This window comes from Vreelandella sp. F11 (assembly GCF_042466685.1).
Lineage (GTDB): Bacteria > Pseudomonadota > Gammaproteobacteria > Pseudomonadales > Halomonadaceae > Vreelandella.
On record NZ_CP170448.1, the window covers coordinates 2,673,943 to 2,687,789 of the forward strand.

Genomic DNA, 13,847 nt, shown 5'->3' on the forward strand with positions numbered 1-13,847 from the left:
AGCTCCATCACTTATGAGTTCCACTCAGGCAGGTTGCGGCGAGATCATGGCAGGATGGTGGCTACAAGGTGGCGAAGATGCCTGTTTCTCGCCAAAGCGTGGATACAAGCTACGGAGAGAGCTCGCCTGTGGTAGTTATTCTGAAATCGGCCATATCACCACGGCCGCTCTCAGATCCCACAGCCGCCACGAAAGCGCTACCCGCCCTACGCCAGGGCAGTTTTGCTGACCAGCACGACACCGAAGGCGATCAGCATCAGCAACACTACTTTGCGGAAGGTGTCGGCATCCATCCGCTGGCGCACGATACCGCCGACCTTGGTGCCGACGTACACGGGTATCAGCCCCAGCAACGAGATCCAGATCGTTTCGGCCGTCATGAGCCCCAACTTCGCTAGGCCCACGGCCATGACCAGGCTCGAAAGGGTAAAGGAGATGTTGATCGCCTGGATAAACCGTTTGGGATCGAGTTGAAGCGCCAGCAGGAAAGGCAAGACCGGCATGACTTGCGATCCGGTCATACCATTCACCACACCGGTGAGAAAGCCGGAAACCGGTGCAAGTTTGCGGCCCAGGCTCTCCGACATCGGTTGGCCAGGGCGAAACAGCGTGAAAGCGCCGTAGCCGATAAGCACCAGACCCAGTATCGCGCCGGCGACCAGGCTATCGATCAGATCCAGCACGGCGAGGCCGATCAGCAGGCCGGGAATGGTGGCGAGAAACATCGGCCAGAAGCGCCGCACCGTTTCCCCGAAGTGCCCTGCCTGCATCATCACGATGGCGTTACTCACCAGCGAGGGAATGATGACCAGCGGCATGGCGGATTTGAGGCCCAGCCCAAGCGCGAGGATGGGTAGCGCGGATGTTGAGAACCCCAGACCGGTCGCCCCTTTGACGAAGGCAGCCACAAGATAGGCACAGGCGATGATCAGAATCGTCTCGAAATTCACAGTGCATCCATACGGTAACACTCACAGATTGGTCTTAGGCAGGCTTCGCTTCCTACCGGCTGGTTTTCCGGCGATCCATCGCCGCGGCAATGTCCTCTTCGTACTCTTCTCCCCAGCCGCAAAGCGGCTCCATGGCCTGCACCAGACTTACCCCAAAGGGCGTCAGCGAGTAGTCGACGCGCAGCGGGATCTCGCCATAGTCGGTGCGCTGGACAATACCGTCGGACTCCAGCTCCTTCAACTGCTGGATCAACATCTTGTCGCTCACGCCCCGGACGCTTCGCTTGAGCTCGCCATAACGCGTCGGGCCCTTGCTTAAAAAGAACAGAATCAACGGCTTCCACTTGCCGGAGATCACGTGCAGCGTCGCATGCAGGCCACAAATGAAACGTGGGTTTTCAGAGTTTACTTTCGCCATAAAGGTACTTACCAAAAGGTGCATACTTGAACATTTGTAAGCGGTTTATATATTGTGAAAGCGCATCGAGTCAACACACACGGAGACCCAACCATGAATCGACTAAACGGTAAAATTGCACTAATCACTGGCGGAGCCAGCGGCATCGGCCTGGCCTCGGCCCAACGCCTCATCGACGAAGGCGCCTTCGTCTTCATTGTCGGACGGCGCCAGGAGGCCCTCGACAACGCAGCTGAGGCATTGGGATCCAACGCCTGGGGCATCCAGGCGGATGTAACGAAGCCGGAGGATCTCGAACGCGTATTCGAGACAGTCCAGAAAGAGAAAGGCCGCCTGGACGTACTGGTGGCCAACGCGGGCGTCGGCGAATTCGCCAGCCTGGGAGAGATCACTGAGGAGCACTACGACTACATCTTCGACATCAACGTCAAAGGCACCCTCTTCACCGTCCAGAAGGCCCTCCCCCTGATGACGAACGGTGGCTCCATCATCCTCACCGGTTCCACGGTCGGCAGCATGGGCACCCCCGCGATGAGCATCTACAGCGCCTCCAAGGCGGCCGTCCGAAATCTGGTGCGCAGTTGGGCCTATGATCTCAGGAGCACCGGCATCCGCGTAAACGTCATGTCTCCTGGCCCGACCAAAACAGACAAGTTGATCGAATTGCTCCCATCCGACGCCCTGAGAGAGATGAAACGGAGCGTACCGCTTGAGCGTCTGGGCGATCCCCAAGAAACCGCAGGCGCGGTGGCATTCCTGGCGTCCGACGATAGCAGCTTTATGACAGGAAGCGAGGTGTTCGTTGATGGGGGCTACGCGCAGGTTTAGGGGTTAGGCGGAGAACGGGAGGCAATGAACCCAAAGGGGTCAGATAGATTTTAGATCAGTCAGCTTGGTTAAAAAAAATCAACCTGCCTCATTTACATTGATCAAAATAAACTCGATCTGCCCCCTTTCATTTTGGCTTCCCTTACACACAACGTCTGCCGTCACCGATGACAAAGCCGGAGCGAAGCGGAGGTTTTGGGATCCGGTGCACGGCTTGGTTATACAGCATGTAGCGGCTTGATTCGATCCACTTCTTCCTTGACCGATTGCGCGGCCATCTAAAGATCAACAGATCGCTGTGCGTTCAGCCAGAATTCCGGCGAGTTACCAAACAAGCGAGCAAGCCGGAGCGCCATTTCAGGGCTAACAGCACTACATTCGCGCAATAATTTATTAACTGACTGACGAGAGACACCCAAAGGTTCGGCCTACCCCGAAACCGTCAGTCCATAATCCGGAAGAAAATCTTCCCTCAGCATTTCGCCAGGATGTGTGGGGTTGCGTTGCATACCGGTCGTATTAAGAATAGACATATCATAACCTCACTCAGTGGTAGTCACACACTTCGACTTCATACGCATCATCACCTTCAAAACTAAAACAGATACGCCACTGATCATTGATTGAAATTGCGTGCTGCCCCTGCCTGTTTCCCGTCCGAACGCGCCAGGTGTTTTTTCAACCACTCGTTAGTTGCGAAAAGCTACGTAAATAATTTTTAAATTTATATATGTGTTAAGCCCGCCTTATATACAATATTCGCACGCATTTAAAACACAGGGTATGTGAATATGAAAGTCGCGAGTAAGTCAATGATAGTGCTTATAGTCGCCTTGGCGTGTATTGGTTTAGTTATTACAAATCAAGGCTCTAATGGGCAAAGTGCGAATGCCTCGCAGGTTTCATTAGACGCTCCAGGGAGGAGTAGTATGCAACAGCTATTCAAACAACATCAGGCTACTTACGAAAGTCGACAACAGGCCTTAGCCGAGCTTGATGATGGCGCGTTACGTGAGCTTTTATCTTATGAGGCGCGTAACGCCTACTTTTCTACTATTAATACCTTTCACTTATACGGCCAGCCAGGTGATATTGAGTTTAGCTTACCGCGCGTATACAGGCTGTCTGATTATGCTGATGTAACATCATTGCAGCAGGCTTTTGTCGGCAGTATTCAAGCCTTTAACACGCATAATAACCCGTTATGTATGCGTCACACCGGCAACCAGGGCATGCAGATTCAGCGTCCTTTTCGCTTGCCGATACGTCACCGCGTTGACTATAAAAACATTGAACTCGCAAACGGTGAAATACTAACCTTGCCGGATACGCATCAGCGTGAAACCCAAGCTGAGCGAGTGATTCTGGCTGGCGATACCTATTGCTATCTTGGCCAGGATGAAGACGCCGAGCCGCCGGCAGTGCGCTTACAGGGTGAGTTTAAGGCCCAACTACCCAGCGACGTCATCACCTTCAATTTCAGTGCAAACGATGTTGGACAAACCTTCGAACAGGGTGGCGTGCGTGTTTTGCTAGAGGCTTTTGGCACTGTTTCATTCGCGTTGAGAATTGAAACCGACGAAGGCAGCACCATTGAATGGCTTGACCAGGATATAGTGACCGATGCCCAAGATAGCCAAGGTCACTATTTAGCCCATGTACAGAGCGAGCGTGATCCGCTTTATGTGTATGAACGCATCAATACTCTGTTAGATGATTTATTTCAACGCCTGGCACAGAACGATTTGGACTATGACACGGCGCTGGCCGAGCTAGAGGCGCTCGATAGCGAGCTTGCGGCTGCACGTGGCGATGCTCAGTTCGTTGCCAGTAGCTTTAACGGCCCCGTTGCGCAGGGGCAAGTGACGTTACTGGTTTACCGCGAAGATAGCCAAATCGTTGAGCAAGCGTTAGATATTCCGGTGCATAATATGCCGACGGCTCATCGGGCGGACGACGGTTTGGCGCAATTACCCGAGATTGAACCCACTGCACCCGTTTACTCAGGCCAACTACCCCTACGCGCTGAGCGCACCGAACTTGAGGCTGACGAATTAGCCGAGGCGGTGCAAGTGGCACGGCACTTAATGCCAGGAGACGTAAGCCACGTTGAACTTGATTACCCTGGGCAAGTCGCGTGGTATTACCCACCCGTGCAAAGCGACTTACTGATCGACCGTCGTAATCGCATGTGGATGCCGACCATGGCGCTTTTCGAGTTTTTCGATGTTGAGGGCAATCCAGTTAAAGACCCTGAGCAAAGCAACCTGCAAGCGGAAAAGCTAGGCTTTGAAGTAAATTCAAAAACGGTGCAGTCGATCCATATGATTGGGCGCTTCAACTATGACCCTGAGCGCTTTACGGGCGTACCCGTTAGAATGACCGCACAGGTTCATATGGCGCTGGCAAGTAACTTGACCAAGCAAGCATACGCAGTGGATGAATTACCCGTAGGGATGAGCTTTGAGCACAACCGTTTGGTGATTGATTACTCGGAATTTGAGCCAGTTGAGTCAAATTCGTCACCTAACTTGCGACGCAATCATGTATTTGCACGTGACGAGCAAGGGTATCTTTCAGAGATGACATTCCACAGTTTACAGGGCGCAGGACAATCAAGCGTCGATGTGTATTATTTTTACGGCCAGCCCTCTAGTATTGAGGTCTGGTATTTAGGTGAGCTGGATACGCCTGTGTACCCTATAGATGTGAGCCTTGATTAATCACGCCTATGCGAGTGCCAGGCCTGGCCTGGCACGTATTGTGGACGCAGCAGGCCCACTACATTTTGGGAGTTTTCGGGGTTAGGCCACCACCTCAGACCATATTGTTTGAGACGATGGCGTATATTGCACCGTCGATCCAGCCCACATTCGGAAAAAGGCTCGTCGTCTATCCAAATTAAAGAGGTTGAAAGATCTAATGCTTCTGCGGCTCGCAATTTCATTCCATTTTACGCTCTAACGTTTAAAATCAGCCGTGCCAAAGGCATCGGCTGGATTGTTAGATGCTTATCCTCTTTCCTCTTCGAGTCTTTTTGCAAACTTTGTTATTTCTCTTGCGAACTTTTTTAGAAATTTTGGGTCGGATGGTATTTCAAAACTAGTGTATGAATCTCCAGCTTTATTGCCAGCATAGTGCATTATTGCCGTTGCGTAGTCATACGTTATATAGATCCCGCTTGGGTTCATATTGAACTTCTTCTCTCTGCCAATAACCAGAACAGAAAAATCATTGGGAAGTGGAATAAAATGGCCTTTTTGATTTTTCAATGTCTACCTCTGACTGTAAATTATTTGACATCTAACGCCTAAGGCACCGGCAGCAAAACCAGAGCGAAGCGGCGGTTTCGATGTCCGGTGCCTTTATTTGTTAGGCGACGATGCTGGATATTTAGCGCCATATTACTTCGCCCGGACCATTACTACTTGGAAACTGCCACCCCATATGAGTTACAGTATTTATTACGGCACAGATTAACTCTACTGCATGCTTTTGAACCTGGTTCAGAAAAGCAACATCAATTGATGTTTCAAAAACCTCTTTCTGGCCATTTACAAAGAACGGAGTTGACGCCCCGTTACTATCTGGCATACGCCATGAGCCATGACACAAAACATTACGTATTTTCGATGCGGCTCGAAGGTCATTTATTAAGTCATCAAGATTCTCTATTGTCGCGTTTGAATTATCGCGTACAGATTTTCCGTAGGTGTTTATTAACGCGCCAAGCTGATCAGACAGGGATCTCTCTAGCTTAGGAACCCACTTTGAGTATGCTTCTTCGATTTCAGCTTCGCTGTACTCCGTAGTAGCGGTAAAAGCGAAAATAGCTTTTACCAACACTTCTTCGAGGAACCCAAATGTGGCAACTGTTCTACCCAAACACTCCCAAAATTCTGTCCCATGAGCATGTGTAGGAAAACCCACAGGTAGAGTGTTTTGATTTACGACGCTTTTGACTGGTTCCTTAACTGTCATCATGCCTCCGAGTTGAGTAATCGCCTAACGCCGCCATAAACGGCGCGAGCTTGCGAGCGTCCGGCGACCGTAGGGAGCGAATTTAATGGCTTTGTTATACCCACTGCACACTCTCAATGATGGGCTCCCCGCCGGTTCTCACCTTTACAAAAATGGCAAATTGGTACCCCAATTGCTCCTTAAAAGCATGTAGCTTTTCTAAATCGTAATCATCAGTCTCTTGACTGGTAGTCTTTTTCATCTCTATGACAACAAAGTTATCATCCGTACCTCGACGATGAACGATAATGTCTGGGAATACAGTCGTAGCCTGGGTGTCGTCGGACAGAACTCTTCGCCTTCTTATATTCAGCCTCTTTGGATCATCATGATTGCGATTGTATTCACAATCTACATTCCATCCGGGAAAAAATGGCTCCAGATAAGACGCCAGCCTATGAGAGATAGATCTTTCGTTAACATCCATAACGAGAATAGCACTGTCAGATCGCAGCAATTGCTCCAATGCGTTGTCCAAGGCCGACTCTACTATCTCTCTCACTGGCAGATTCCTACTAGCTATAACAGGTATTAGACGGCGCGTCCTATGATTGGATGAACGCGCCAGCATGTTTACTTAGCAAATGTAGCCTACCTTTTCGTGTATAACCACATGATTCTAAATTTAATTAATATTAATTAGACTCTATTTGCAGAATTGGCAATCTTGCGCATTTTGCAAATCCCAATAATTTTGTATGTATATCCACCGGTAGATAAACACCAAATGGATATGCAAAGCAGGCCTCCGAAACTAATGGATCTTGTGAAAGCTGTCATGCGGGTAAAGCGCAATAGCCCACGTACTGAAAAAACATACTGTTACTCGATACGTTACTTCATTCGGCATCATGGAGTACGACACCCAGCCAGTATGGGCCCTTCTGAAATCCAAGCTTTTCTGGAGCGCCTTACCGTAGCGGGATATGCAACTGCAGCTACAAAACCAAGCGCTTAATGCTTTAGTATTTCTGTATCGCCATTTCATTGATATGCCATTGGGTGATATTGGCACCTTTTCACGAGCTAAACGCCCGCGTCGATTACCTGTCGTGCTTTCTCACGAAGAGGTCATGCGCGTGTTAAATCGAGTGTGTGGGCCTATGAATTTGATGGCCATCCCCTGACCTGAGGAAGGAATTTGCCGGTGTGCGCAGCCTTTTAGGCTAAAAAGCTAAAACGAAACCACGCTACCGCCACGGCACAACCAGGTTACGTAAAACGCTCCAGTTGCGACCGTGTGTGACTCATTAACCATACCTTATTGATAAATTTGGCTTAGGTCACGTACCAATGCAATAAAGTGTTGCCTTTGAGGCCAACAGTTTGTGGGTTGCATTGATCTGGTACCGCTGCGCGGTACTTTCGCGGGTGCCTCGCTTCGCTCGTTACCACGCGCTACGAAAAGCCCTCGATCATTACCGGCTTACCGCTGGCCTTCCTTCGCAAATCCGATTAGCCTGCTAATTCACTATTAAGGGGTTGGCATGCAAGAGACAACTTCTCGGCAACGCTTGGCGGGCGTGCTGATTTTGCTTGGTTTGATCGCACAGATTATTGGTTTTACCGGCTGGTTGAGCACTGCCCATGCGGTGAGCTATTTGCTTTGGGCGGCAGTTATGTTGCTGTGGCGAGATATTCCTAAGCGTTCGCGCATTCAGGCCGGCGTGCTGATTGCGCTAGGCGCTGGCATGTTGCTGGTGGCGCGGTTTGTGTATGGCGCCGATGTCGATTGGCCTGCCATGTTGCAGGGCAACTCGTTTGTGGCGGCTATGTTGGTGGGCGTTAGCTTTATCTCGCTGATTGGTAAGCAAGGCAATAAGGGCGCAACGGGAAGCCGCGTGACTGGTGCGGGGGGTATTCTGCGTACTTGGTTGGGCGTTCACTTCCTGGGTACGATTTTAAATCTCTCTACCGTGTTTATGGTCGGCGATAAGCTCGCCCGGCGCGGGCCGCTGACGACGCCTCAGCTGTTGGCGCTTAATCGTGGGCTTTCCAGTGCGGCCTTATGGTCGCCTTTTTTTGCCTCTATGGGGGTAGTGATCGCGCTAGTTCCCGACGTTGAATACGCGCAAATTGCCGTGGTGGGCTTTCCCATGGCGATGCTGTCGGGGCTGTTAACCACCCTGGAGCTTAGGCGGCGGTTTGATCTCAGCGAGGTGGATGGCTACTCACTGGCACCGCGCAGCCTGTTAATGCCGGTAGGCATGGCGGCGTTGGTGATGCTGTTTCACTTTGTGCTCACCCCTGCCCTGACCATTGTCAGTATTATTACCTTTCTGCTGCCCAGCGTTGCGCTGCTAAGTAACCTCCCCCATGGGCCCAAATTTACCCTGCGACGGATTCGTCAGCACACCACTACGCGGCTACCCGCCATGCGCGGGGAGATTTCGCTATTTTTGGCGGCAGGTTTATTAACCATTGGCCTTTCGACACTGGTAACAGCAGCAGCTGGCAACGACTGGACGTTGTTCACCCGCTTTGGCGCACCCCAGGCGATGGTTAGCTTTGTAGCGATTACGCTGAGTGCACTTGCAGGTTTACATCCCATTATTGGGGTGTCGGTGTTGGCCTCAATACTGAACCTGCAGAACGGAGAACAGACCGTATTTGCGTTTGTAGCGTTAACATCTTGGGCGGTAGGCACCAGCGTGGGCCCGCTTTCGGGGATCAACCTGTCACTGCAGGGACGCTACGGAGTGAGCGGTTACCGAATGATGAAAAATAACCTCCTCTACGCAGCGGTAATGAGCCTGCTCTCGCTGGGAGCGATTGCAGGCGTCAGTTTACTGGTTAGCTAATCGATCAGGTCTCAACGATTTTGCTAGGGAAGCGGTAGAAGTAGCGATGTCCGCACTGGTGGCAAGGTTCCAGGCGCGCCACGGTGGGCAGCATCACCTGAGCATCGCAATGGGTGCAAGCCATTAGGCCGGGCGCGGCCATTTCGCCTTCGCAGTAGTCAGCGCGGGCGGCCTCTAAATCTTCCTCAAAGCGCTCGCGTTCGACCACGCTACGGTCGGCAATCGAAAGCAGCGACTCCGCCACACGACGTGAAAGGCCGTCAATATCGATACCCAGCCAGCTGGCCACCTGCTTGCCAGTGTCGGCCATGTAGTAGCGCATATCTTTCAGGTCACGCTCTACCCAGGCGCGCAGCAGGGCTAGCTCGTCTTTGGTGTACTCTTCCAGCTCCGCTTCAAACTCGACCGCGTCGTCCAGATCCTTCTGTAAGTTTTCCCAGGTTAGGTCGTTAGCGCCCCCCTGCATCCGCTCTAGCAAGCGTTCGTAGCCTTCGCGTAGGCGATTGTCATTCTGCTGTTCACTCATGGTGCCTCTCCTTTTGTCGACGCGTGCAGTTACCTATCATCGGCTTACCGTTCAAGGATACACCCGCATAGGATACAATCGACCTCACTTATCTGACAGATGTCATCTAACATTCACTTTGCGCCCCTTTTGGGCGAATACGCCAAGGCATTAATAAACCGATGGACGCACACTACAGCCCTCGTGATATCGAACGCGACGCCCAGCAGTACTGGGACAAACATCAGTGCTTCAAAGCCGTAGAGGACGCGAACCGCGAGAAGTTTTACTGCCTCTCCATGTTCCCCTACCCCAGCGGCAAGCTGCACATGGGCCACGTTCGTAACTACACTATCGGCGACGTTGTGTCCCGTTACCAGCGCATGCAGGGTAAAAATGTCATGCAGCCCATGGGCTGGGATGCGTTTGGCATGCCCGCGGAAAACGCCGCCATCCAGAATCAGGTGCCGCCCGCCAAGTGGACCTACCAAAATATCGACTACATGCGCAATCAGTTGAAGGCATTGGGCTTTGCCTACGACTGGAGTCGCGAGTTCGCCACCTGCGATACCAGCTACTACCGCTGGGAGCAGTGGTTCTTCACCAAACTGGTGGAGAAGGGCTTGGTGTATAAGAAGATGTCGACGGTGAACTGGGATCCGGTTGATCAAACCGTCCTCGCCAATGAGCAAGTCATCGAAGGCCGCGGCTGGCGCTCCGGCGCGCTGGTTGAGCGTAAAGAGATCCCGCTGTGGTTCTTGAAGATTACCGACTACGCCGATGAGCTGCTGGCCGACCTGGATAAAGTCGAGTGGCCCGAGCAGGTCAAAACCATGCAGCGCAACTGGATTGGTAAATCCCGCGGTGTCGAGCTGACCTTTGATGTTAAAGGCGCTGATGGTCAAGCCAATGAGCCGCTAGCGGTCTATACCACTCGCCCGGATACGCTGCTGGGCGTTACTTATGTGGCGGTTGCCGCTGGCCACCCGCTAGCCAAGCAGGCGGCCGAGCAGAACAGTGAGCTTGCAGCTTTCTGTGATGAGTGCGCCAGGGGTGGCACTTCCGAAGCCGAGATGGCCACCAAAGAGAAAAAAGGCATACTCACAGGTCATGTGGCGGTTCACCCGCTGACCGGCGATGAAGTGCCTGTTTACGTAGCTAACTTCGTACTGATGGAGTTCGGTACCGGCGCGGTGATGGCGGTACCCGGCCACGACCAGCGCGATTGGGAGTTTGCCACCAAGTACGGGATTGCCATCAAGCCGGTCATCGCTGATGAAAGCGGCCAGCCTGCCGACGTTTCTGAGGTGGCCTACGCTGAATACGGCAAGCTGGTCAATTCAGGTCAGTTTGATGGCCTTGATTTTGAACAAGCCTTTGATGCCATTGCCGCCAAACTGGCTGAGCTTGGTCGTGGTGAAGTCAAAACCAACTACCGCCTGCGCGATTGGGGCGTTGCCCGCCAGCGCTACTGGGGCGCGCCGATTCCGGTTAAATACGGCCCGGAAGGTCAAACCGTGCCGCTCACCGATGACGAGCTGCCGGTCTCGCTGCCTATGGAAGTCACCGTCGATGCCTCGGGTTCGCCGCTGAAAAAGATGCCGGCGTTCTCTGATCTGGGCGATGGCTGGACGCGTGAAACTGACACCTTCGACACCTTTATGGAGTCCTCCTGGTACTACGCGCGCTTCTGCTGTGCCGATAACACCGAAGCCATGCTGGACGAGCGGGCCAACTACTGGCTGCCGGTTGACCTCTACATTGGCGGTATCGAGCACGCCATTCTGCACTTGCTGTATGCGCGCTTCTTCCACAAGCTGATGCGTGATTTCGGCCTAGTGGATTCCGACGAGCCCTTCCAGCAGCTGCTGACCCAGGGCATGGTGATTGCGGAAACCTTCTATCGCACTACCGATAACGGCGGTAAGCAGTGGTTCAACCCCGCTGACGTGGAAGTGAAGCGTGATGACAAAGGCCGCCCTCTGAGCGCCATTTTGATGAGCGACGGCGAGCCGGTGGAGATGGGCGGCATCGAGAAGATGTCCAAGTCGAAAAACAATGGCGTTGATCCGCAGTCAATGATCGACAAGTTCGGTGCCGATACCGTGCGCCTGTTTATGATGTTTGCCGCGCCGCCGGAGCAGTCGCTGGAGTGGTCGGATTCGGGCGTAGAAGGCGCACACCGCTTCTTGAAGCGCTTGTGGCGTCAGGTCAACGAGCACTTGGCCGTCGGCACCCCCGGCAAGTTGGATACCAGTGCACTCAATGACGACCAAAAGGCACTGCGAAGGAAAACCCACGAGACCATCAAGAAAGCGAGCGATGACATTGGCCGCCGCACCACTTTCAATACCGCCATTGCTGCGGTGATGGAGTTGTCTAACGCCATCGGCAAGTTCGAAGATAGCTCTGAACTTGGTCTGGCGGTGAGTCGCGAGGCGCTGGAAGCCTGCGTACTGCTGCTCTCGCCGATTACCCCGCACCTGTGCCACAGCCTCTGGGAAGCGCTTGGCCACTCTGGCCCGGCCATTGAAGCACCGTGGCCAGCTCTTGATGAGACCGCCCTTACCCGCGATAGCATCGAGCTGGTGGTGCAGGTTAACGGTAAGCTGCGCGCTCGCCTTGAAGTACCTTCAAGCGCGGATAAAGCGTCTATCGAAAAACTCGCCATGGAACACGAAAACGTACAGCGCTTCCTTGAAGGGAACACCGTGCGTAAAGTGATCGTGGTGCCTGGCAAACTGGTTAACATCGTGGTGAGTGGATGAATCGACGCACTTTTCTAACCACAAGCATCGCCGCCTCGGCGGCGGTGCTGCTCAGCGGCTGTGGGTTTCATCTACGCGGCCAAGCATCGCTGCCTACCCTGCCGCCCCTGGCCTTAGAGGGCGATACCAATAGTGCCGTCGCCCAGCAGGTCGCCTCACGCCTCCAACAGCTAGGCACCCAGGTAGCCTCTGATGCGCCCTGGCGGGTTACGCTGGGCACACCCGCCTTAAGCGAACGCCGTTTGGGAGGTGATGGTCGGGCAAGCCGCGAACATGAGTTAGTGCTCAGCATTCGCCTCTCGGTACAGGAGCGAGCGTCCAATGCCTATCACATCAATAACCAGACCCTGTCGACAGATACACGTATTCGGGTCAGCGATGACGACCTGCTCAACCGCGAAACGCTGATGATGGAAGCGGAACAGACGCTTGCACGCCAGCTGTCTCAGCAAATCATTGAGCGTCTGACCTACGTTGAGGGCATGCAGTGAAGGTATTTGCTGATCAGCTGCCCGCTGCGTTGGCAAAAAAGCTTCCCCGCGTAGTGATTGTCGCAGGCGATGAGCCCTTACAGCATCGCGACGCCTGCGATGCGGTGAGGGCTGCCGCGCGTCAGGCAGGCGTTGAAGAGCGTGAAGTACTCGACGTTGAGCCCAATTTCGCCTGGGGTCGCTTGATGGAGATGTCGAGCAATCTCTCGCTGTTTGCGACCAGCAAGCTGCTGGAGTTGCGCTTAGGCAATCACAAGTTGGGCCAGGAAGGCAGTAAAGCGTTAGCGCAGTACGCCGAAACCCTGGATAACAGCGATGACGTTTTGCTTATTGGCATGGGCAAGCTGGACGCCAAGCAGCAGAAAAGCGCCTGGTTTAAAGCGCTGGATAAGCACGGCCTGTTTGTACCGGTATGGCCAGTGGACGCTTCCCGCTTAGGCTATTGGCTGCGGGATCGCGCTTCGCTGCACGGTCTACAAATTGATCTGGAAGCCGCTCGCCTGCTGGGTGAGCGCACCGAAGGCAACCTGCTGGCCGCCGACCAGGAACTGCAAAAACTGGCGCTGATTCATCCCCAGGGCACCCGCTTGAATGTCGAGAGCATCGCCCAGGGCGTGGAAGACAGCACCCGCTTTGATGTCTTCAATTTGGCCGATGCCTGCTTGAAAGGCGAGCCCAGCCGCGCTTCGCGCATTGTGAATGGCCTGCGCAGTGAAGGCGTTGAGGCGCCTATTGTGCTGTGGGCGCTTAGCCGGGAGCTACGCACTTTGCTTTCGTTACAACAGCACCTGGATCAGGGCCAGAGCTTTGAGCACGCCTGCAAAACCCAAAAGCCGATGATTTTCGATAAGCGCCGCCCCGCTTACCAGAAAGCGATTGGCCGCCTGCCCATGAAGCGTCTGCATAAATTGCTATTAATGGCACAACGTCTCGATTTAGCGGTGAAGGGTGCGGCCACAGTGCCGCTATGGCCTGGGCTGCACGATTTAGCCATGACCATGGCCGGTGGCCGCGGGCTGCTCTCAGAGTCGGCCTGGACCTATCGCATTAGTGCAAATAATTAGCA

Annotated in this window: 14 protein-coding genes; 7 read left to right on the forward strand and 7 right to left on the reverse strand. The window is 53.4% G+C overall.

Annotation, left to right across the window (positions count from 1 at the left end; all coding sequences use genetic code 11):
* Positions 1-206: 206 nt before the first annotated feature.
* A complete protein-coding gene (locus tag ACFIOZ_RS12245) occupies positions 207-950 on the reverse strand; it encodes a sulfite exporter TauE/SafE family protein (protein WP_386077989.1) in 744 nt (247 codons plus the stop codon).
* A 52-nt stretch (positions 951-1,002) separates the two neighbouring features.
* Positions 1,003-1,392 carry a winged helix-turn-helix transcriptional regulator gene (locus tag ACFIOZ_RS12250; RefSeq protein WP_386077992.1) on the reverse strand — a complete coding sequence of 130 codons (390 nt, stop codon included), beginning with the start codon at positions 1,390-1,392 and terminating at the stop codon, positions 1,003-1,005.
* Positions 1,393-1,461: 69 nt separating this feature from the next.
* On the opposite strand from ACFIOZ_RS12250, the gene ACFIOZ_RS12255 reads away from it, so the two are divergent.
* Positions 1,462-2,196 (forward strand): SDR family NAD(P)-dependent oxidoreductase, encoded by a 735-nt coding sequence (locus ACFIOZ_RS12255; protein ID WP_386077995.1) that lies wholly within the window; start codon positions 1,462-1,464, stop codon positions 2,194-2,196.
* Between the two features lie 278 nt (positions 2,197-2,474).
* Here the strand turns inward: ACFIOZ_RS12255 and ACFIOZ_RS12260 are convergent, their stop codons facing one another.
* A complete protein-coding gene (locus tag ACFIOZ_RS12260) occupies positions 2,475-2,615 on the reverse strand; it encodes a HigA family addiction module antitoxin (protein WP_386077998.1) in 141 nt (46 codons plus the stop codon).
* A gap of 510 nt (positions 2,616-3,125) precedes the next feature.
* Between ACFIOZ_RS12260 and ACFIOZ_RS12265 the strand changes: the two genes are divergently transcribed.
* A complete protein-coding gene (locus tag ACFIOZ_RS12265) occupies positions 3,126-4,919 on the forward strand; it encodes a hypothetical protein (RefSeq protein WP_386078001.1) in 1,794 nt (597 codons plus the stop codon).
* 288 nt (positions 4,920-5,207) lie between these two features.
* Here the strand turns inward: ACFIOZ_RS12265 and ACFIOZ_RS12270 are convergent, their stop codons facing one another.
* The 3 genes from ACFIOZ_RS12270 to ACFIOZ_RS12280 form a co-directional block, all read right to left on the reverse strand.
* Positions 5,208-5,468, reverse strand: a complete 261-nt coding sequence (locus ACFIOZ_RS12270) for a hypothetical protein (RefSeq protein WP_386078003.1) — start codon at positions 5,466-5,468, stop codon at positions 5,208-5,210.
* A 121-nt stretch (positions 5,469-5,589) separates the two neighbouring features.
* Positions 5,590-6,177: a hypothetical protein gene (locus ACFIOZ_RS12275; protein ID WP_386078006.1), complete on the reverse strand. Its 588-nt coding sequence runs from the start codon at positions 6,175-6,177 to the stop codon at positions 5,590-5,592.
* A gap of 94 nt (positions 6,178-6,271) precedes the next feature.
* Positions 6,272-6,694 (reverse strand): hypothetical protein, encoded by a 423-nt coding sequence (locus ACFIOZ_RS12280; protein ID WP_386078009.1) that lies wholly within the window; start codon positions 6,692-6,694, stop codon positions 6,272-6,274.
* A gap of 300 nt (positions 6,695-6,994) precedes the next feature.
* Between ACFIOZ_RS12280 and ACFIOZ_RS12285 the strand changes: the two genes are divergently transcribed.
* Together ACFIOZ_RS12285 and ACFIOZ_RS12290 are read left to right on the forward strand one after the other, a co-directional pair.
* A complete protein-coding gene (locus ACFIOZ_RS12285) occupies positions 6,995-7,174 on the forward strand; it encodes a phage integrase N-terminal SAM-like domain-containing protein (RefSeq protein ID WP_386084070.1) in 180 nt (59 codons plus the stop codon).
* 529 nt (positions 7,175-7,703) lie between these two features.
* Positions 7,704-9,017: a hypothetical protein gene (locus ACFIOZ_RS12290; protein WP_386078012.1), complete on the forward strand. Its 1,314-nt coding sequence runs from the start codon at positions 7,704-7,706 to the stop codon at positions 9,015-9,017.
* 4 nt (positions 9,018-9,021) lie between these two features.
* On the opposite strand, the gene ACFIOZ_RS12295 is transcribed toward ACFIOZ_RS12290, so the two are convergent.
* Complete coding sequence (locus ACFIOZ_RS12295) at positions 9,022-9,543, reverse strand: zinc ribbon-containing protein (protein ID WP_386078015.1); 522 nt, start codon at positions 9,541-9,543, stop codon at positions 9,022-9,024.
* A gap of 161 nt (positions 9,544-9,704) precedes the next feature.
* On the opposite strand from ACFIOZ_RS12295, the gene leuS reads away from it, so the two are divergent.
* The 3 genes from leuS to holA are packed head-to-tail and all read left to right on the forward strand — an operon-like array spanning position 9,705 to position 13,845.
* The gene (leuS, locus tag ACFIOZ_RS12300) at positions 9,705-12,290 is read left to right on the forward strand and encodes a leucine--tRNA ligase (protein WP_386078018.1); all 2,586 of its coding nucleotides are present in this window, start codon (positions 9,705-9,707) and stop codon (positions 12,288-12,290) included.
* Positions 12,287-12,781 carry a hypothetical protein gene (locus ACFIOZ_RS12305; protein WP_386078020.1) on the forward strand — a complete coding sequence of 165 codons (495 nt, stop codon included), beginning with the start codon at positions 12,287-12,289 and terminating at the stop codon, positions 12,779-12,781. Before leuS ends, ACFIOZ_RS12305 begins: the two co-directional genes overlap by 4 nt.
* Positions 12,778-13,845, forward strand: a complete 1,068-nt coding sequence (gene holA, locus ACFIOZ_RS12310; protein WP_386078023.1) for a DNA polymerase III subunit delta — start codon at positions 12,778-12,780, stop codon at positions 13,843-13,845. The genes ACFIOZ_RS12305 and holA overlap by 4 nt, the downstream gene beginning before the upstream one ends.
* Positions 13,846-13,847 lie beyond the last annotated feature (2 nt).